This window comes from Synechococcus sp. R55.4 (assembly GCF_047461935.1).
Taxonomy (GTDB): Bacteria; Cyanobacteriota; Cyanobacteriia; order Thermostichales; family Thermostichaceae; genus Thermostichus.
This window is the reverse complement of the sequence record NZ_JANSIF010000026.1, coordinates 1-19,253: the sequence shown is the minus strand read 5'-3', so window position 1 is coordinate 19,253 and position 19,253 is coordinate 1. Positions and strand designations below refer to the sequence as shown.

General features: G+C 59.7%; 19 protein-coding genes. 9 read left to right on the top strand and 10 right to left on the bottom strand.

The window, feature by feature from the left end; genetic code table 11:
• Positions 1 to 173 precede the first annotated feature (173 nt).
• From tatC to NW842_RS07615, 6 genes are all read left to right on the top strand, one after another.
• The gene (tatC, locus tag NW842_RS07640) at positions 174 to 860 is read left to right on the top strand and encodes a twin-arginine translocase subunit TatC (RefSeq protein ID WP_414356410.1); all 687 of its coding nucleotides are present in this window, start codon (positions 174 to 176) and stop codon (positions 858 to 860) included.
• A complete protein-coding gene (locus tag NW842_RS07635; protein ID WP_414356388.1) occupies positions 850 to 1,464 on the top strand; it encodes a nucleotidyltransferase family protein in 615 nt (204 codons plus the stop codon). Before tatC ends, NW842_RS07635 begins: the two co-directional genes overlap by 11 nt.
• On the top strand, positions 1,418 to 2,899 hold the full coding sequence (locus NW842_RS07630; protein ID WP_414373180.1) for an NAD(P)/FAD-dependent oxidoreductase: 1,482 nt from the start codon (positions 1,418 to 1,420) through the stop codon (positions 2,897 to 2,899). The genes NW842_RS07635 and NW842_RS07630 overlap by 47 nt, the downstream gene beginning before the upstream one ends.
• A 107-nt stretch (positions 2,900 to 3,006) precedes the next feature.
• The gene (locus NW842_RS07625; protein ID WP_414417795.1) at positions 3,007 to 3,873 is read left to right on the top strand and encodes a DUF2993 domain-containing protein; all 867 of its coding nucleotides are present in this window, start codon (positions 3,007 to 3,009) and stop codon (positions 3,871 to 3,873) included.
• Positions 3,874 to 4,097: 224 nt separating this feature from the next.
• Entirely contained in the window at positions 4,098 to 5,711 is a 1,614-nt protein-coding gene (locus NW842_RS07620; RefSeq protein WP_414417794.1) for a hypothetical protein, read from the top strand.
• Between the two features lie 77 nt (positions 5,712 to 5,788).
• Positions 5,789 to 6,706 (top strand): methylenetetrahydrofolate reductase, encoded by a 918-nt coding sequence (locus NW842_RS07615; protein ID WP_414417793.1) that lies wholly within the window; start codon positions 5,789 to 5,791, stop codon positions 6,704 to 6,706.
• Here the strand turns inward: NW842_RS07615 and dapB are convergent.
• The 6 genes from dapB to rpsL all read right to left on the bottom strand — a co-directional run bounded on the left by dapB (position 6,703) and on the right by rpsL (position 12,626).
• On the bottom strand, positions 6,703 to 7,563 hold the full coding sequence (gene dapB / locus NW842_RS07610; protein WP_414417800.1) for a 4-hydroxy-tetrahydrodipicolinate reductase: 861 nt from the start codon (positions 7,561 to 7,563) through the stop codon (positions 6,703 to 6,705). The genes NW842_RS07615 and dapB overlap by 4 nt on opposite strands.
• A gap of 121 nt (positions 7,564 to 7,684) precedes the next feature.
• Positions 7,685 to 8,002: a 30S ribosomal protein S10 gene (gene rpsJ, locus NW842_RS07605; RefSeq protein WP_414328725.1), complete on the bottom strand. Its 318-nt coding sequence runs from the start codon at positions 8,000 to 8,002 to the stop codon at positions 7,685 to 7,687.
• 124 nt (positions 8,003 to 8,126) lie between these two features.
• Positions 8,127 to 9,356 carry an elongation factor Tu gene (tuf, locus tag NW842_RS07600; protein ID WP_414399300.1) on the bottom strand — a complete coding sequence of 410 codons (1,230 nt, stop codon included), beginning with the start codon at positions 9,354 to 9,356 and terminating at the stop codon, positions 8,127 to 8,129.
• Positions 9,357 to 9,387: 31 nt separating this feature from the next.
• The gene (fusA, locus tag NW842_RS07595; RefSeq protein ID WP_011432555.1) at positions 9,388 to 11,511 is read right to left on the bottom strand and encodes an elongation factor G; all 2,124 of its coding nucleotides are present in this window, start codon (positions 11,509 to 11,511) and stop codon (positions 9,388 to 9,390) included.
• A 153-nt stretch (positions 11,512 to 11,664) separates the two neighbouring features.
• Positions 11,665 to 12,135: a 30S ribosomal protein S7 gene (gene rpsG, locus NW842_RS07590; RefSeq protein ID WP_011432554.1), complete on the bottom strand. Its 471-nt coding sequence runs from the start codon at positions 12,133 to 12,135 to the stop codon at positions 11,665 to 11,667.
• 83 nt (positions 12,136 to 12,218) lie between these two features.
• Positions 12,219 to 12,626, bottom strand: coding sequence for a 30S ribosomal protein S12 (rpsL, locus tag NW842_RS07585; protein WP_011432553.1), 408 nt, complete (start codon positions 12,624 to 12,626; stop codon positions 12,219 to 12,221).
• Positions 12,627 to 12,835: 209 nt separating this feature from the next.
• Between rpsL and NW842_RS07580 the strand changes: the two genes are divergently transcribed.
• Positions 12,836 to 13,540, top strand: coding sequence for a ComF family protein (locus NW842_RS07580; RefSeq protein WP_414373186.1), 705 nt, complete (start codon positions 12,836 to 12,838; stop codon positions 13,538 to 13,540).
• Here NW842_RS07580 and NW842_RS07575 read toward each other — a convergent pair.
• The 3 genes from NW842_RS07575 to NW842_RS07565 form a co-directional block, all read right to left on the bottom strand.
• Positions 13,518 to 14,543, bottom strand: a complete 1,026-nt coding sequence (locus NW842_RS07575) for an HD-GYP domain-containing protein (RefSeq protein WP_414356403.1) — start codon at positions 14,541 to 14,543, stop codon at positions 13,518 to 13,520. The genes NW842_RS07580 and NW842_RS07575 overlap by 23 nt on opposite strands.
• A gap of 194 nt (positions 14,544 to 14,737) precedes the next feature.
• On the bottom strand, positions 14,738 to 15,643 hold the full coding sequence (locus NW842_RS07570) for a prohibitin family protein (RefSeq protein ID WP_414417792.1): 906 nt from the start codon (positions 15,641 to 15,643) through the stop codon (positions 14,738 to 14,740).
• A gap of 118 nt (positions 15,644 to 15,761) precedes the next feature.
• Complete coding sequence (locus NW842_RS07565) at positions 15,762 to 16,592, bottom strand: prohibitin family protein (RefSeq protein ID WP_414417791.1); 831 nt, start codon at positions 16,590 to 16,592, stop codon at positions 15,762 to 15,764.
• 221 nt (positions 16,593 to 16,813) lie between these two features.
• Here NW842_RS07565 and NW842_RS07560 point away from each other — a divergent pair, with 221 nt between their 5' ends.
• The gene (locus tag NW842_RS07560; protein ID WP_414417790.1) at positions 16,814 to 17,089 is read left to right on the top strand and encodes a hypothetical protein; all 276 of its coding nucleotides are present in this window, start codon (positions 16,814 to 16,816) and stop codon (positions 17,087 to 17,089) included.
• A 58-nt stretch (positions 17,090 to 17,147) separates the two neighbouring features.
• Positions 17,148 to 17,945, top strand: a complete 798-nt coding sequence (locus NW842_RS07555) for an exonuclease domain-containing protein (protein WP_414417789.1) — start codon at positions 17,148 to 17,150, stop codon at positions 17,943 to 17,945.
• A 126-nt stretch (positions 17,946 to 18,071) separates the two neighbouring features.
• Here NW842_RS07555 and NW842_RS07550 read toward each other — a convergent pair whose 3' ends face one another.
• Positions 18,072 to 19,091, bottom strand: coding sequence for an ABC transporter substrate-binding protein (locus NW842_RS07550; RefSeq protein WP_414417788.1), 1,020 nt, complete (start codon positions 19,089 to 19,091; stop codon positions 18,072 to 18,074).
• Positions 19,092 to 19,253: the final 162 nt, after the last annotated feature.

Here is a 19,253-nt window from a genome sequence, read left to right as displayed (position 1 = left end):
AGCGGCTCGACAAGTGCTTTTCCCTGGAGAGGGGGCAGCGCTAAGATAGCGGGGAACGTCTCGTTACACCTTGGCCCATGACCCTTGCCTCTGAGACCGAATCCCCGGAGCAAGCCGCGGCGGCCCCTGAGTCTGGTCGGGTGCGGGATCCGGAGTTTCCCTACGAGGTCGAGATGACCTTGATGGAGCACTTGGAAGAGCTGCGCAGCCGCCTGTTGGCCAGCGTGATCGCGGTGGTGATCTGCATCATCGCTTGCTTTGCCGTGGTGAACCGCATTGTCGCCCTGCTGGAGGTGCCCGCTCGGGGGGTTACCTTTTTGCAACTGGCGCCGGGGGAGTATTTTTTCGTTTCTGTGAAGGTGGCGGCCTACTCGGGGCTATTGCTGGCCACACCCTTTTTGCTCTACCAAATTGCCCGCTTCGTCTTGCCGGGGCTGAGCGTGAAGGAGCGCAAGCTGCTGGGGCCGGTGGTGCTGGGATCCAGCCTTCTCTTTGTGGCCGGCTTGGTCTTTGCCTACTATCTCCTCATTCCGGCGGCGCTTAACTTTTTCATCCGCTACGGCGAAGGGGTGGTGGATCAGGCTTGGTCCATCGACCGCTACTTTGAGTTTGTGCTGCTGCTGCTGTTCAGCACCGGCCTGGCCTTTCAGGTGCCGATTTTGCAGGCGCTGCTGGGGGCGCTGGGGCTGGTGACTGCCGAGCAGATGTTCAAGGGCTGGCGCTATGTGGTTCTGGGCGCGGTGGTGGCGGGGGCCATTCTCACCCCCTCGACGGATCCCCTCACCCAGAGCCTTTTGGCCGGGGCTGTGACGTTTCTATATTTGTTTGGCATTCTGCTGGTGAAGCTCCTTGGCAAATGAGCCGAAGCTGCATGCGCTGATCTTGGCGGCTGGGTTTTCCACGCGGATGGGAGAGCCGAAAGCCTTTCTGCCCTGGAAAGACGGGCAAACCCTGCTCTCTTACCAGATTTTTCAGTGGCGACAGGCGGGGTTTCAACCCTGGGTGGTGCTGGGATCCCAGCATTTGGCGGCAGCCCAACCCCACTTGGCAGGGGCAGAGGTGCTGGTCAATCCGGCTCCTGAGCTGGGCAAGACCCACTCCATTCGGGTAGGGGTGGAAGGGATCCCTGCCGATTTTCAGGTGCTGGCCATTTCGGCGGTGGATCAGCCCCGCCCGGCGTGGATCTACCACAGCTTGCTGGAGTACCATCTGCGCCACCGCGCTTGGGCTACTGTGCCGGTGCATCGAGGGCGACGGGGGCACCCTACCCTGATCGACAGGCGCTTGCGGGAAAAGCTGTTGGATCTCCGAGAAGAAACCCTGGGCCTGCGCCGGTTGTTGCAGGATCTGGGCAGGCGGGTACAGGAGGTGGAGCTCTACACTCCTGAGATCTTCCTGGACTGCAATACCCCTGCCGATGTGGAGGCCGCTGCTGCCGGTTGCGACAGCGTTGCCCAGGAGTGAGGGGATCCCCTTCAGCATTTGTCCTGCGACCGGTCGCCTCAGCGGTACCGAGCACTTCGGCGTTGCCCAGCAAGATGTTCTTCCCATTGCTCGTATGAGAAAGGGCCTTTATCCTGCCAGCACCTACGATCCTGCCTGCCCGGTCGGCAGCTACTGGGACAGCACGATAGCAGATCCCGGTTGGCGGCATCCGGCACCTTTGCAAGCGCAGGTGGGCGCGGAGGTGGTCATTGTGGGGGGAGGATTGACGGGGCTATCGACGGCCTTGCACCTGGCCCGCGACCACGGCATCCATGCTTGTCTGCTGGAGGCGGGATCCCTGGGTTGGGGGGCCTCGGGACGCAACGGTGGCTTTTGCGGGGTGGGGTCGAGCCACCTTACCCACACCCAGATGGTGCGGCGGGTGGGCCTGGCAGAGACAGAGCGCTACTACCGGGATCAATGGCAGGCAGTGGAAACCGTTCAGGAGCTGGCGGCCAGCGAGGGCTTCTCCCTAGAGGCCCAGGGACAGGGCTGCTACGCAGTGGCCCATCGTCCCCAGGCGTGGTCGGAATTGGAGGCCGAGTACCAGATCTGTACTCAGGTGGCGGGCTACCCGGCCCAGCTTCTCAACTCCAAAGAGCTGCGGGAACGCGGCTTCGACAGCCAAGAGAACCACGGTGCTTTGCACATCGGGGTGGGGTTTGGCCTCAACCCCCTCAAGCTCACCCAAGGGCTGGCCCAAGCAGCCCACCGGTGGGGGGCAAAACTGTACAGCGGCAGTCCGGTCATGGCCTGGGAAAAGGTGGGATCCCAACACATCTGTCACACGCCGGGAGGAACGGTGCGCGCTCGGCACTTGGTCATTGCCACCAATGGCTACACCCCAGAGGCCCTGTATCCCCAACTGGCGGGATCCCTGTTGCCGGCACTGTCCAACATCCTGGTCACCCGACCTCTAACGCCTCAGGAGCAGAAAGCGCAGGGGTGGTGGGATCCGACGCCGCTCTACGACATGCGGCGGCTGCTGTTCTATTACCGTCTGCTGCCGGATGGGCGTCTGCTGTTTGGGGGACGGGGTGGCACCCGCGATACCCCGACGGAGCGACAGCAGTTGCGCACTTGGATGACCCGACAGCTCTATCGTCTTTTCCCTGCTTGGGAAGGGGTGGAGATCGAGTACGCCTGGAATGGACTGGTCTGCCTTTCTCGGCAGTTTCACCCCCATATTGGCCCTTCGCCGGCGGATCCCAGCCTGTGGTACGGCTTGGCCTATCACGGCAGCGGTGTGGCCACAGCAGTGTGGGCGGGCAAAATGCTGGCCCAGGAGATCGCCGGGATCCCTTCTCAGATGAGCGCTCTGTTTCGCCAGCCGCCCCGCTCTTTCCCTTTGCCCTGGCTACGGCTTCACTACCTGCGGCTGGGGTATCTCTGGTGGCAGTTGACGGATGGATAGCCTCTCCAAGTGTGCGGGGGATCCCTCTGTTCGGCAGAGAAGTCCTGCCCTAGTCTGGTTGTAGTTCGGGTGGAAACCATCGCTTGTCGTTGCTCCTGAGGTATCCAGTGCTGCTCACGTCTTGCCATCGGCCTGCTCCAGATCCGTCTCCTCTCGAAGCCCAATCGGCAGCCTGTCGCCGCCAACGGCTCTCGCAAGCGGGGCAGCGGCTAGGGTTTGCATTGCTGCTCAGCCTACCCACCATGTTTTGGACTTGGCCCGGATTTGCCCAAATTGCCGGATCCCTTCTCAGCCCTTTGGTGGCGGCTTGGATCCGTTCTGAGGTGCGGAGGGTCGATAACCTGCAGGTACAGATTGCCGGCTCTGACGCCCAGATTTTGAATGGGCAGATCCCTCAGGCCCAGGTGTCGGGAGACAACCTCAGCTATCAAGGCTTTCAGGTCAGCCATCTGCGGCTGCGGGGCCAGGATATTCGCCTCAATGTGGGCGAAGCCATCCAGGGACGGAGCCCGCTGCGGCTATTGGCCCCTGTGCCGGTGCAGGTGAGTTTACGCCTCACCGAGGAAGACCTGAACCGCACCCTTCAGGCTCCCCTCATCCAAGCCCAACTGGCCCAGGCCCAGGTGCAGTTGCCCGTTGGGGGCCAAGTGGTGCCCTTTCTCATCCGCCAGCCTCAGGTCACGCTGGAACAGGGTCGGCTGCGCATCCAGGCTAACCTGACCACTCCCGAAGGGGTGGAAGCGCCGGTGACGGTGCTGACCGGCCTAGAAGCCCAAGGCCCCAACCGGTTGCGGCTGGTCAATCCCCTCTGGGTGAGCGAAGGCCAAGAGATCCCCATCCCCGGCCTGGCCGATTTCCCCATTCAGTTGGATCCCGGCGTGCGCATTGACCGCCTGGAGGTGCAGCCCGGCCAAATCCTCTACGAAGGGATCCTGACCATTTACCCAGAAGTCGCAACCGTGCCGCAGGGATAGTTCGCCTGGGCAGGACGGAGACCTTTCCCGTTCAGCAACGGGTGTGATCGGGATCAATCTCAAAGGGTGTGCCTCTGGGCGAGGATCCCTCTAGCAACCGGAGGGAAAGGGATCTTGCTGGCCGTTTGCGTTGGTGCCCCGTCGGGAACCGCACCGTCCACAAGACGAGAGCGGCATCGACTCCCTTCGGTAGCCGGGCAGGAGTGGTGTATTGAGGTGAGATCATGATCCAGCCATCCAACTGCAAACTCGACCCCTGGGTCGCGGTAGCGGTGCGGAGCACTTGCGGCTGGGCGCTGCTGCTGATTTTGTCGGTTGGTTTTTTGGGGGGATGTGCTGGCGACCCGGTTTCTACAGTCCCTCTGGATGGCGCTGCTGTCGGCACGCGGACGGCCACTCCCGAAGGCCGATCCTTTTCCGATATTCAGCCTGGTCGGGAGCCCCGTCTGAAACACCTTTGGGCCAGTTTTGTCATCACTGCTGAGCAACTGCAATCCGCCCGCGAGGCTCCCGTTTCGCTCCATCCGCAGGCCATTCTCCCCTGCACCGACTGCGAGAGCCTCCGATGGCAGCCGGGATCCCCGCCCCCCACTCCCCCTTCCCGCGCTCTGGGCACCTATCGCCCTGATCAGCTCACCTTCTCCTTTCGAGTGCAGCCCCATGAGATTTCCAGCCGTCCAGGACTCCGTGCTGCTATCACGCTCAGCGGCAGCTTTCATCTGGATACCACCACGCCCCTGATTCACCCCGGCGAAGGGGTGCGCCTAAAGGTTCAGCGGGCGCTTTTGGGGGAAGAGGCCCTAGAACCGCTGCCGCCTCCCCAGGACTTCCACACCCAGCAGATCAGCAGAGGCCAGTTCCAGGAGCGCAGTTGGATCCTTCCTGTCTCGCTGCCGGATCCCGATGCCGGTGAAGTTTTGCCGCCGCTGCGGCTGGAGGTTGTCCTTACCTCGCCGATCCCACCTGACTCTGCCCCCTTTCAACGGGGTAGGCCGCTGCCGCCGCCTCCGGGCCGGCTATATCACGGGGCTGCTTGGCCGGGCATTCCCACTTGGGATCAGCTCTTGTCCTACCGCCAGGCCATTGGTCAACCCCCCGCCTGGGCAGCCGTGGATCACCTCTGGGATCCCCGCCAGGACTTTCCACAGCAGTTGGCCAGTCGCCTGCGGGAAAGCGGCTCAGTCCCCTACCTGCGCCTGCGGCTAGATCCAGCCCAACTTTCTGCCTTGGCCAATGGGGATCACGATGAGACCTTGCGCTCTTGGGCCCGCGGGATCCAGCGCTTTGCCACCCCCATCATCCTGGCCGTCGTTGTTGGCGACGGGGATCCCGAACGCGCTCGCGGTAGCGGTGCGGAGTCCTCCCTGCAACAACGGGCCTACCAACACCTGATGCAAACCCTGCGCTCTGTTCGCGTTAGCGAGACGGAGTCCCCGGCCAATTTGCTCTGGGTGGTGGAGCTGGACGGAGAAGATGCCAAGGCCGTGTCCACCTGGGCTCGGTTCCCTGAGATGGACTGGCTGAGCCTACAGGTAACGGGGGATCCCGCCGCTTTTGAACCGCTGTACCGCCGCCTTGAGGCCCTCAACCCGGAAGTGCCTGTGGTGATCCGCGGGCCAGCCCTGGGCTCGGAAGCCTCTCAACCTCTGCTGGCAGCCCTAGAGGCCCAACGCTGGCCTCAGGTGATCGGCTGGAGCTGGACTTTAAGCCCGGACGGGATCCCTCCTGCAGCAGCACAGGATTGGCGGCAGCATCTGCAACAGGGGGATCCCAAGATATGGCTGGGGGAAATGCGGGTGCAGCCCCCGCCCAGCCCCCTTCCCTCGCCCAAGCTCTGAGAAAGGGCGCCCTGTCTGGAAAAACCTCCCGGAAAAGTCGATAATAAGCCAGCCGTTTTACCTTTCCTTCAGGAATTGTGGCCCTGATCCCCTCATCACCTCCCCTGTCCCGCTTCGCCCAGGCCATCCAGCGGGGGGAATTTCTGCTCACCGCCGAGATCACCCCCCCCAAGGGATCCGACACCAGCACCCTGCTGTCTTTGGCCCAGCAGCTCAAGGGGCGGGTGCATGCCATCAACATTACGGACTCCAACCGAGCCATGGCCCGCATGAGCCCGTTGGCAGCTTCGCTGCTGTTGCATCAGGCAGGCGTTGAACCGATCCTGCAGTTGGCCTGTCGGGATCGCAACCGCCTGGCCCTCCAGGGGGATCTGTTGGGGGCCTCAGCTCTCGGCCTGCGCAATGTGTTGGCCCTCACCGGGGATCCCATCCACATCGGCGATTGCCCCGATGCCCGCCCCGTATTCGATCTGGAGTCGGTGCGCTTGCTGCAGCTTATCCAACGGCTGAACAATGGCCTCGATTGCAACGGCAAACCTCTCCCGGATGGGGGCACGCATCTGTTGCCGGGGGCAGCAGTAGAACCCCAATCGGGCAGCTTTTCCGGCCTGGAGCGGCGCTTCCACCGCAAGCTGGAAAACGGGGCCCAATTTTTCCAGAGCCAGATGGTCACCGACTTTGAGCAGCTGGAGCGCTTCATGGATAAGTTGGGCCGTCCCGCCGGCAAGCCCATCCTGGCTGGCATCTTTTTGCTCAAATCGGCCAAAAATGCCGAGTTTATCAACCGCAACCTGCCAGGAGTGAAGATCCCAGACGGGATTATCCAGCGGCTGGCCAACGCCGCCCACCCCCTCGAAGAAGGGATCCGCATTGCCGCCGAACAGGTGCGTCAGGCCCGCCAGATCTGCCATGGGGTGCATCTGATGGCCGTCAAAGCCGAGCACCTCATCCCCCGCATTCTGGATGAGGCCGGGATCCCTCCCCTGACCCACTAGCTCAAGACCTGCTCCAGCCCGTAGACCAAACCTTGAAGCTGCAGCACCTTGCGGATCCCCAGGATCACCCCCGGCATAAAAGCTATCCGATCCGTGGTGTCGTGTCTCAACGTGAGGGTTTGCCCCATCCCACCAAAAATGACCTCCTGATGGGCGATCAACCCCGGCAGACGAACGCTGTGAATGGGAATGTTGGGGCCAGAGAGCCCTCCCCGCGCACCGGGGATCAGCTCTTTTTCTTCCACTGAGGACTCCGTCCCGCTGTCGCGAACGGGCGGGTTAAAGGCCTTGCCCAATTGCCCCAGCCGTTGGGCCGTCTGCAGAGCCGTGCCGCTGGGGGCATCCGCTTTGCGGTTGTGGTGCAGCTCGATGATCTCGACATGGTCAAAATACTGGGCCGCCTGCAGCGCCATCTGCTGCAGCAAAATCATGCCGATGGCAAAATTGGGCGCGATTAAACAGCCCACACCCGACTTGTCCGCCAGATCCCGCAGCCGCTCCACCTGCTCCGGCGTCAGGCCCGTCGTCCCCACCACCGGACGCACGCCAAAGGCAATGGCCGAGCGAACATGTTCAAATGCCGACCGAGGATGGGTAAAATCCACCATCACGCCGCGGTTGCTCCGCTGCGACAACCTCAGCAACTGCCCCGACAAGTCATCGGTAATCTCCACCCCCAGGGATCCCAGGCCCAGCACCTCGCCAATGTCCAAGCCCAATTGCGAGCGGGCTACTGCCCCCACTAGGGTCATGTCGGGCGTCTGGGCAACGGCCCGCACCACCTCCCGCCCCATTTTGCCCAGGGCCCCCACCACCAAAACCGGGATGGGGGATTGGGCCGCTCCTGGAGTTGCCAACCCCTGAGAGGGGTCTGCACCACTATCGCGATCGACCGGATCAACCGATGTTGTCACCCGCTGCTGCCCTCATCCAAGCTCTACGAAATGACTGCGAAAGCGGGGGATCCCTGCAGATCCATCACAGCTTCACCTCGATATCTACCCCTGCCGGCAGATCCAGCTTCATGAGAGCATCGATGGTTTTGGAAGAGGGGGAATAGATGTCGATAATGCGCCGGTGGGTGCGGGTTTCAAAATGTTCCCGCGAGTCCTTGTCGGTGTGGGGGGAACGCAGCACACAGTAGATGCGGCGCCGAGTAGGCAAAGGGATCGGGCCGACAGGTACGGCGTCGGTACGACGAGCCGTATCCACAATTTTGTCGCAGGAAGTATCCAGCAGCCGATGATCGTAAGCCTTCAGGCGGATACGAATTTTCTGTTGAGTCAAGGTAGGCATGGCCGGAGAGCAATCCAGAAAAAGGGGGACTCAAAAAAGCTGGCAGGGAAAGTGCTCCGCGCCACTATCGCAACTGAGTTGGTCTGGGGCCGCCAGCACTCAATCCCTGCCGAGAAAAAGCAGCTTACTTCAGGATCTTGGAGACAACACCCGCTCCGACGGTACGGCCACCCTCGCGGATAGCAAAGCGCATCCCCTGCTCAATGGCGATGGGCTGGATCAGCTCCACCGTCATCCTGACGCGGTCACCAGGCATCACCATCTCCGGCTGGGATCCGTCATCAGCCGTGAAGGAAGAGATGGTGCCGGTTACATCGGTGGTGCGCACATAGAACTGAGGACGATAGCCGGCAAAGAAGGGCGTGTGGCGACCTCCCTCCTCTTTCTTGAGGACATACACCTCAGACTCGAAGTTGGTGTGGGGAGTAATGGTCTTGGGCTTGGCCAGCACCATGCCGCGCTCCACTTCGTTCTTCTGAATGCCGCGCAACAGCACACCAACGTTGTCGCCGGCGATCCCTTCGTCGAGGGTTTTCTGGAACATCTCCAGGCCGGTAACGGTGGTAGAGCGAGTTTCTCGCAGGCCCACCAGTTCCACCGTTTCGCCCACTTTGATGCGGCCCCGCTCGATCCGGCCCGTGGCCACCGTGCCCCGACCAGTAATCGAGAAGACATCCTCCACAGCCATCAGGAAGGGCTTGTCCACATCCCGCTCAGGCGTGGGAATGTAGGAGTCCACCGCATCCATCAGCTCATAAATTTTGTCCACCCAAGGATCTTCGCCCCGCTGGGTTTTGGGGTTGGCGGTCATTCTTTCTAGGGCTTTCAGCGCCGATCCTCTGATGATGGGAACGTCGTCGCCGGGGAAGTCGTATTTGGAGAGGAGCTCCCGCACTTCCAGCTCCACCAACTCCAGCAACTCTGGATCATCCACCATGTCTTCTTTGTTTAGGAAGACCACCAAGCTGGGCACCCCCACCTGCCGGGCCAACAGGATGTGCTCCCGTGTTTGGGGCATGGGACCATCAGCTGCAGACACCACCAAGATGGCCCCATCCATCTGAGCCGCGCCTGTGATCATGTTCTTCACGTAGTCGGCGTGGCCGGGACAATCCACGTGGGCGTAGTGACGGTTGGCAGTCTGATACTCGACGTGGGCGGTGTTGATGGTAATGCCGCGAGCTTTTTCCTCTGGCGCTGCGTCGATCTCATCGTACCTTTTGGCTGTGGCCTGACCCAAAGCAGCCAAGGTGGTGGTGATGGCAGCCGTCAGGGTGGTCTTGCCGTGGTCAACATGGCCGATGGTGCCAACGTTGACATGGGGTTTGGTGCGTTCAAACTTAGCGCGTGCCATGAATCATCACTTCCTTTTTGGTTTCAGTCAGCTACTCATTTCCTTTGTTTTTGGCAATGATGGCTTCGGCGATACTGCGAGGAACTTCCTCGTAGTGGCTGAACTCCATCGTGAAGGTGCCTCGACCCTGGGTTTTGGAGCGAATGTCGGTGGCATAGCCAAACATCTCCGCCAAGGGAACTTTGGCATTGACTTTGGTAATGCCGCCTTCTGTATTCATCCCCTCCATCTGGCCGCGGCGGGCGTTGATGTCCCCGATGACATCCCCCACAAAGGCTTCAGGGACTTCCACCTCGACCTTCATCATCGGCTCCAGCAGGGTAGGGCTTGCCCTGCGAGCGGCCTCCTTCAGAGCCATCGAACCGGCGATCTTGAAGGCCATTTCGCTGGAGTCCACCTCGTGGTAGGAGCCATCCACCAGGGTGGCGCGGATGTCAATCAGGGGATAGCCCGCCAGCACACCGGATTCGCAGGCTTCTCGGATCCCTTGCTCGGCTGGCCCAATGTATTCTTTGGGCACAACGCCACCCACAATCTTGGAAACGAACTCAAATCCCGTACCCGGCTCCGCCGGCTCTAGGTCGATAACCACATGGCCGTACTGGCCGCGGCCACCACTCTGGCGAACAAACTTGCCTTCCACGCGGCTAACCGGCTTGCGAATGGTTTCGCGGTAGGCCACCTGTGGGTTACCAACATTGGCTTCTACGTTGAACTCCCGCAGCATCCGATCCACCAAGATCTCCAGGTGCAGCTCGCCCATCCCAGAGATGATGGTTTGATTGGTCTCGGGATCCACAGACACGCGGAAGGTGGGATCCTCCTTGGCCAGGGCCTGCAGGGCCTTGGAGAGCTTATCGATATCGGCTTTGGTTTTGGGTTCTACAGCCACCGAGATCACCGGCTCTGGGATGAACAGTGACTCTAGGATCACCGGCGCATTTTCGTCGCAGAGGGTGTCTCCGGTGGTGGTGTCCTTGAGGCCCACCACAGCTCCCAGATCTCCTGCCCGCAGCTCATCCACGTCCAAGCGTTCATCGGCCTTCAGCACCACCAACCGCGAAATTCGCTCCTTCTTGTTCTTGGTGGAGTTGAGCACATAAGTACCTTTGGTCAACACCCCCGAGTAGACGCGAATAAAGGTGAGATCCCCGTACTTATCACTCATCAACTTGAAGGCCAGGGCGGAGAAGGGCTCATCGTCGCTGGCACGGCGGGACACTTCTGAGCCATCTGGCAGCACCCCCTTGATGGCCGGAATATCCACAGGCGAAGGAAGGTAGTCTACCACCGCATCCAGCAGCATCTGGACTCCCTTGTTCTTGAAGGCAGAGCCACACAGCATGGGCACAATTTGGCCGCTGATCGTGCCTTTGCGCAGACCCGCCATCAAGTCGGCTTCGCTCAGATCTTCTTCGGCGAAGTACTTTTCCATCAGAGCTTCGTCCGTCTCGGCCACTGCTTCCACCAGCTTGGCCCGATACTCTGCCACGAGATCTTTCATCTCCTCAGGGATGGGGGCCGGACGAATGTCTTTGCCGATCTCATCCATATAAATGCGGGCTTGCATCCGCACCAAGTCAACAATGCCGCAAAACCCGTCTTCGGCACCGATGGGCAGTTGGATGGGCACAGCATTGGCCTTGAGGCGCTCCCGGATCTGGTTGTAAACCTTGAGGAAATTGGCCCCCATGCGATCCATTTTGTTGACGAAGGCAATGCGGGGCACATTGTAACGATTGGCTTGCCGCCAGACGGTCTCAGACTGAGGCTGCACGCCGCCCACCGAGTCAAAGACGGCGATCACCCCATCCAGCACCCGCATGGAGCGCTCAACTTCAATGGTGAAATCGACGTGCCCAGGAGTATCGATGATGTTGATGGTGTACTCCGGTGCGCCGGAGAGGGGCTGGGAAGGATTTGCGGGATCCCGCTTGGTCCAACGGGTGGTGATGGCCGCAGCGGTGATGGTGATGCCCCGCTCCCGCTCCTGGGCCATCCAATCGGTGACCGCAGTTCCGTCGTGAACTTCGCCAATTTTGTGCACCAGACCGGAGTAGAAGAGAATCCGCTCTGTGGTCGTGGTCTTGCCAGCATCGATGTGAGCCGCGATGCCGATGTTTCGGACTCGTTCTAGGGGAACTGTGCGTGCCACGTCAACCTCCCAATCCTCGTCGCCCTGCGACTTGGGCAAACTAAAAAATCCTTTACAATTCTAATCTTTTTTGCCGATTTTTCTCCACCTCGCTGGAACTCTGGGTGGGCAGAACAGGGATCCCAAAAGTCTCCACTGCTCCGCCAGGCTAATTCAGTAGCGGTAGTGGGCAAAGGCTTTGTTGGCCTCGGCCATGCGATGCACCTCTTCTCGCCGCCGAATGGCGCTGCCGGTTTCGTTGGCTGCATCGATCAGCTCATTGGCCAACTTGGCGGCCATGGTGCGACCTGGACGAGTGCGCGAAAAGGTCACCAACCAGCGCAGCGCTAGGGAAGTGCCCCGTTCTCCTCTCACCTCCACAGGCACCTGATAAGTGGCTCCGCCCACCCGGCGGGCTTTCACCTCCACCAGTGGGGTGGCGTTGCGAACAGCATTTTCCAGCAAGGGCAGTGGGTCTTGGCCAGTGCGCTCCCGCACAATGTCCAGAGCTTCATAGAGGATCCTGGCAGCCAGGGATGCCTTACCCCTCATCATCAACTTGCGGATCAGCATGGTAACCAGACGGCTCCCATACTTGGGATCCGGGGGCACATCACGACGAGGGGCACGGTTGCGGCGAGACATAGGAGCTGGGTTGCTTGTTCAGATGGGGATGGCAGAAAGAAAGATGACGAGTGGGATATGGAGGGTTGAGGGTGAGGGCAAAGCTATTTTTTCTTGCCAGCGGCGGCTGGAGCTTGGCCCGGCTTGGGCCGTTTCGCCCCGTATTTGGAGCGGCCTTGCTTGCGGTCTTTGACCCCAGCAGCGTCGAGGGTGCCCCGGATAATGTGGTAACGCACGCCGGGCAAATCCTTAACCCGCCCACCGCGAATCATGACCACAGAGTGCTCCTGCAGGTTGTGGCCGATGCCAGGAATGTAGGCAGTGACCTCAAAGCCGGAAGTGAGGCGAACGCGAGCCACTTTTCGCAGCGCTGAGTTGGGCTTTTTGGGCGTTGTCGTGTACACTCGGGTGCAAACCCCCCGCCGCTGTGGACAAGCCTTCAGGGCAGGAGACTTGGTCTTGCGAGCGGCAACGCTGCGCTCCTCACGGATCAGTTGCTGAATGGTGGGCATGGGCTGGCAGAGAAGGTCACGGCTTAAATTTTAAATTATCCGGTTGAATTATCCGGCGATATTGAATCCTAGCAAGGCGGGATCCCAGCGTCAACTTGGGGATGGACTGCTGGGCTGTTAGCCTGGCCGAGTCTGAATTTCGGCCTCGTTCCCCCCTTGCCTCAGCTTTTTAGGAGACTCTGCACACCAGAAAGGATCCCTAGCAGACGATGGGCTGGTTAGATTGGTGGATTGTGCCTCCATGTCCGCTTTGCCGGCGCCCTGCCAAGGCCGTGTTCTGTCAAGACTGTCAAAGGCGGTTGCAGGCGGAGCGCCTTGCCACTTGGCCAGTCACCACCTCGCCTTGGCCACTTTACGCCTGGGGGATCCACCGGGGGGCGCTGCGCAGGGCCATCTACTGCCTGAAGTACGAAGGACAACGGCGCATTGGCTCGGTTTTGGGAGAATGGCTGGGATCCCGCTGGGTGGAAAGCCGACAGCCGTCTTCAGGCTCCCGTAGGGCCTATGGCTTGGACTATACGGTGGTGCCCATCCCGCTTCATGCGGAGCGCCTGCGGCAACGGGGCTACAACCAAGCCGCCTTGATCAGCCAAGCCTTTTGCCAGCGGACAGGTCTGAGACATTGGCCTGAGGCTCTGGTGCGGGTGCGGGCCACAGCGGCTCAACATGAGCTCAACCCGCTGCAACGACAGCACAACTTGGCCGGGGCCTTTGCCCTGAAACAAGTTCCGGCCACACCGGTTCTTCTGGTGGACGACATCTACACCACCGGCTCTACTGTGCAAGCCGCCCAGCAGGTATTGGCCGCTGCCGGGATCCGTGTAGCCGGGGTAATCGTTGCCGCTCAAACCCCAAAAGCCGCCTCTCCAGACTGGCCCGGCCCTCCAGACCCTATCCCGCCTCCACCAAATTAAAGGCCGTAACAAACATAAAGTCACAAAACTCGCGCACCAAGTTCGGATCCCGCCAGCCCTTGCGGGTTTCCTCCCGCAGCACTCCTATGGCCTGTTCGGCAGTCAAGGCGGGTTTGTAGGGGCGAGGAGAGGTCAGAGCGTCGAAAATGTCGATCACCTGAAAGACGCGGGCCAACAGGGGAATCTCTTCGCCTGCCAGCCCATCCGGGTAGCCGCTGCCATCCCAACGCTCGTGGTGGTGGCGGATGATCGGCAGCACATCCTGCATGGTGCGCAAGCCCCGACAAATGTCTTCGCCAATCAAGACGTGGGACTTCATGATCTCCCATTCTTCCGGGGTATGCTTGCCCTGCTTGCACAAAATCGCATCCGGGATCCCGACTTTGCCGATGTCGTGCAGGTAGCCGCCCCAGCGCAGGGCCTTGATCTGTTGACGAGACAGCCCCAAGTAACGGCCAAACTGTTCCCCCATGGCCACCAAGCGTTCGCAATGGTCACCCGTGGTGGGATCCCGGCTCTCCACAGCGCGGGCAATGGCAAACAACACCCTGGCAGCGTGATCCAGGTCTTCGTTCAAGCGCTTTTGGTGGATGGATGAGCGTACCCGCGCCAGCAGCTCCACGTGATCGAAGGGCTTGGTCAAAATGTCGTCGGCCCCCACCTGCATCCCCATCAGGCGATTGGAGCGGTCGGTCAGGGCAGTGATCAGCACAACGGGGATCAGGCGGGTCAGCTCATTGGCCTTCAGTTGCCGGCAGACATCGAACCCGCTCATGTTCGGCATCAGCACATCCAACAGCACCAAGTCTGGCCGAAGCCGCTCCACAGCCTCCAAAGCCTCTTCGCCGTTGGTGGCCTCGCTCACGCGGAAGTGGGCCGACCGCAACAGCTCACCGATGTAGAGGCGGCTGCTGGCCTGATCGTCCACCACCAAAACATGATCCGCCTCCGCCAGCTTCGGGTTTAGACGGGGAAAGGGGGTGTGAGTCAGGCGGGAGTTCATGGCGGCCAAAATCTAGTCTTGCATCGAGTACGAGCTTTCCCCCTCAGCCGGATTCGGCGCAACCCCACAGGGGATCCCAGTCCAGACCCCTGGCGGTAGGATGTCAACGAACTCGAATGACATCCCTTCGCCTTCACATCTGGACACACTTTATACTCAGACTTTTAAGTCTGTACTCCGCAACTTTGCTGAACCTACTGCGCTCTTTGTAAGGCTGCCTGATGGGGATCCACATTGAGAAACACGGTGGCATCTCCCTCGACGCGGATGATGCGCAAAGGGGGCAGCGAGCCCGTCGGGTTTTGGATGCGCTCTTGCAGCTTCTCGTAGAACAGCAGATCCGCCAGTTGCGCGTTCTGCGCTGCCGCTTGTCCTTTCAGCTCGATGGCCCGCTGGTTGGCCGCCGCCAGGATTAACAGTCGCTCCGTCTCTTTTTCCTGGATCTGCGCCCGTACTGCCGCCGTCTGTGCTGTAATCGAGGCTACCTGTTTGCGTTCAATGGAATCTCGCAGGGCTTGTGGAAAGTCAGGGTTGCCCAGAAACAGGCCCTCCACCTGCACCAAAGGCAAGGTTTGGCCGTCGCGGTTGACGGTGGGCATCTCTTGGCGGATCAAGTCCAGAGCCCGTTGTTCAATGGCGGCCCGCTGGCTTTTCCGGTAGAAGTTTTCCGAATCGAAAGAGGCGGAGATATCCCGAATTTTGGAGCGCACCACCGGCACCACCACCGTGGAAAGATAGTTCTCGCCGATGCTGGCGTGCAGCTCGTCCAAAGTGGCGAGGTTGGGCTTGAGGGCAATGGCCACATCGATGGCAAAGGCTTGTCCATCGGCGGTGTTCACGGTGATGGCGTTGCTGATGGCATTGGCCGAGGCGGGGTCGTTGGTAAACTCCCAAACGCGGGTGAGCACGGTGTAGGTGATCGGCGTTTCGATCCCTGGGATCCGGAAGATGGCCCCTGGCAGTTCCACCCGCCCCTTCTGCAACCCGGAAAAGGTATTGAAAACTACAGTGGCATGTCCGGGCAAAGTGACGTACAGGCAAGAGCGGAGCACTCCCAGGGCCGCCAAGACGGCGACCCCTCCTACGGTTAACCAACCCACTCTGCTTTGGGGTGTTTCTCCTGTTGGATACATGGTGGCTGCTCCCGTTCGAGGGTCGGTGAGAAGAGCTGAAGAAGCTGGGGCTGAGCCAAAAGGATTGATTTCCTAATTGAGTTATCTATTTGGTGATCAAAGTTTCCAGGCGGGATCCCAGTACCGCAGCTTTCACCACCTCTAAGTACTGCGGATTTTGGGTGAGGGCCTGTGCTTTGGCTCTCAATTGACCGGCTTCTGCCTCCGCTTGAGAAATGATGGCGCGGGCATCTTGGCGGGCCTGCTCGATCTCAAATTGCTTTTGCGCCAGTTGATTTTCGGCAATGGTCTTTGCCTCAATTGCCGCTACAAAATCAGGATCGAAATCCACATCCCGCAGCAGAAAATCCAAAACCTCGATGCCGTATTCCTTCAGCAGAAGAGCCACCCGTTCGCGGATTTGGCCCTGGAGCAGCGGGCGCTCCGTGGAATACAGAGCCTGGGCAGAAAAGCCGCTGGTCTCATTCAGAATGACCGACCGAACAATGGGAGCGATGCGATCCAGGTAATTTTCCCCCAGTTGCGTATAGACCTTGGGGGCGTCCACAATGCGAAACTGCAGCGTCGCCTCAGCCGCAATCTGCTGCCCATCCTGAGAAAGGGCCACCAGCCGCGGTGCGTAGGCGGTCGGGTCGTTGTCTTTCCAGGTCAGAGCTTGGGTTTTTACATCAAAAATCACCGTGCGAGAGACAAAAGGCGGCACCCAATGCAGACCTGGCTGCAAAGCCATCGGGCTCACCCCCCCTCCCCAGGTGAACACCACCATATTTTCTCCGTTGCCCACCAGTCGCAGCGGCCTGCCCATTGCCACTAGGATCAATACGGCTCCGGCAAGGGTGGCCTTGGGCAACCAGCGACCAACTCGCCTTTCCCAACCTTCTGCTCGCATCTCCCCATCTCCTGCGCATGCAGCCATTCTCGCGGCTGTGGGGAAATGAGGCCGAGAAATCGCCGCTATCTTTTAAGTTTTCTCCAGGGATCCCGCGAGAGATCCCGCGCTTGCTCGCCCACTGTTCTCAACGATGTCGAGAAATCTACAAAGTTTACAAAAGATTACTTCATACTTTGCAAAGACCCGTGACGGACAAGCGAAAAGGGAAGAAGATTAAAACATAATAAAGATTTGGGTTGCCGTTCATGCTACCTACTGTCGACTACGAGCGGCGAGACATCCAGGTGCCACCCTCGTGCATTCCCGCTGCCGCCCAGGCCTTGATCCAGCAGGGGGTATCCATCTGCTGGCGGGAAGAGAGCCTGTCTGCCCTAATTCGTCTCGGATCCAAAGGCGCCGCCGACCGGGCCGCCATTTTGCTGGTGGAAATGAGCCTCATGGGCCAACCGGAAGAGCTAAAAAACTGGCTGGAGATGTGCTGGCAACTGCCCGCTTGTCTCAGGGAACCGCTGCAGGTGTAGGGGTATAAGAATCCCTGTTGCGGGCGAAGATGGGGTTGGTCTTTGTCTCCATCCGGTTGTGCGCTCTCGGGAACTTTTGCAGTATTATCGTCGCTTGCGTCACCAGACCCTGACGGTTGTGGACGTGGAAACCACGGGATCCTGTGTGCCTGGGCAACGGGTCATCGAAATTTCACTGCTCAAGGCCAGTCTAGAGCAAGGTATTCTCGACCACAGGGCTTGGTTGTTGGATCCCGGCATTCCCATCCCCCCCTCAATTGTGCGATTGACAGGCATTACGCCCGAGATGGTGGCCCAGGGATCTGACCCGGCGGTAATTTGGCCAGAAATTCAAGCCGATCTGGAGTCAGGAACGCTGACGGCCCACAATCTCGCCTTCGACTACGGCTTTTTGCAAATGGAATACGGGCGGCTAGGGATCCCATTTGTCCGACCGAAACCAGATCAGTTCTGCACCCTACAGTTGGCACGGCTGTTATTGCCGGATTTGCCCTCCCGCAGTTTGCCCGCTTTGGTGGAACATTTTCAGTTGCAGTTGGGTGGGCCGCTGGTGGCGGGGGGAAAATACTCCCACCGAGCCGCAGCCGATGCCTTGGCCTGTTGGCTGCTGGCAGAGCGGCTATTGCAGCAGGTGTATTGTGAACCGGAAGAACAAATATTGGCCCGTTTTGGGCGGCAGTGGATCCCAGTTAGCGAAGCAGCACAAATCTTGGGCTGTTCTACTCGCGAAGCCCGTGCACAGATGGAAACTGCGGGGCTAATGGCACGCGCTAGCCGCAGCGGAGCCTATCTGTATCGCCGTGACGAGGTGGAAGCCTTGGCGGAAAGAAGTGTTGCGGCTGAGGCAGCGGATTGAGGGCTAATGGTCTGGCGACGATCCTACGAATGGGGCCCTCCAAACCCACACCTTGGCCACACAATTTGGTATAATCCTATACTAACTATGAACCCGAACTTTGGGCTACATCTGCCAAGGAAGAGTTTAGCTGACGAAGCCAGGAGCCAGAGTTGAGGTCAGATCAGGCAAGCTCTCCAGGATTCCGTATTCCATCATGAGTTCCGCTGCTTTCTTCCAAACAGTGGGATCGATTTCGCCCAACCGGCCCCCTGCAGTGACATAGGGATCGAGAAGCTCAAGAGTACGGGTTTGATAGGCAACATCCTTGTAGGGGGATCCCTCAGGGACAAACCTTTCTACGATCATGGCTGCCGTCTTGGGTTTATCGGCTAGAGCCCGTTTCCAACCCTCGAAAGTTGCTGCCATAGCGGCACGAACAAGCTCAGGTTTATCGGCCAGCGTCGCCTCCGAGGCTACGATGGTCTGTGCTGTCGAGAGGAGGCCGTGATCCGAAAGTTTGAGAACCTTTGGTTCAACGCCGAACTGCTTCGCAACCCCAATGGGCTCGTCGATCACGTAGCACTGTACAGCGGCAAACTCACCCGATAGAACACGTTCGTACTTGTTGCTGTAGGGGATCTCCACCACCTCGATATCTTCGATGCCGTTCACCCCCTTGACCAGCGCCATGATCTTCAGCCCATCCAGATGTACACCAACTCGCTTGCCTCGCAGATCGGCCAGGCTAGAAAGTGACTGGTTCGGGGTGGTCATCAGGCCATAGGGTGAGGCCTTAAACATTGTCGCAATCGCCTTGACAGAGGCACCATCAGCCTGAGCCGCAAGAATGAGATTCTGTTCGGCACAGGCAAAGTCAGCCTTGCCCATAGCTACCTCGGCAACCACATTAACCCCATCCGACCAGGGCCGAGGCTCAAGTGCGATACCCTTCTCTGCGTACAAACCGGCATCGATCCCCACAAACACGCCCGCGAACTGGGCGTTAAACTTCCAATCAAACTGAAAGGACATGGAGGTTGCCGCCTCTACGCGACGAACCTGCTGCACCGGCAGAGCAAGCGCGGCAGAACAAGCTGCTCCGTATTTCAAGAGATCGCGACGTTTCATCATTCTGGGCTTCTGGATGGATTGAGAAAAGAACAATTGATTGTTGCTTTCTGCAACCCATCGAGTCTGTATTTCAGGCTACAGCACGGCTCAGTCCAATTGCGCCTTCAGGGTTTGCACCCCCCGTCGCGACCAGCTCACCGCTCCAGCTCGATCGGCTACGTAGAGGGGCCGTTGTTTTTGCCGAAACCAGGCAGT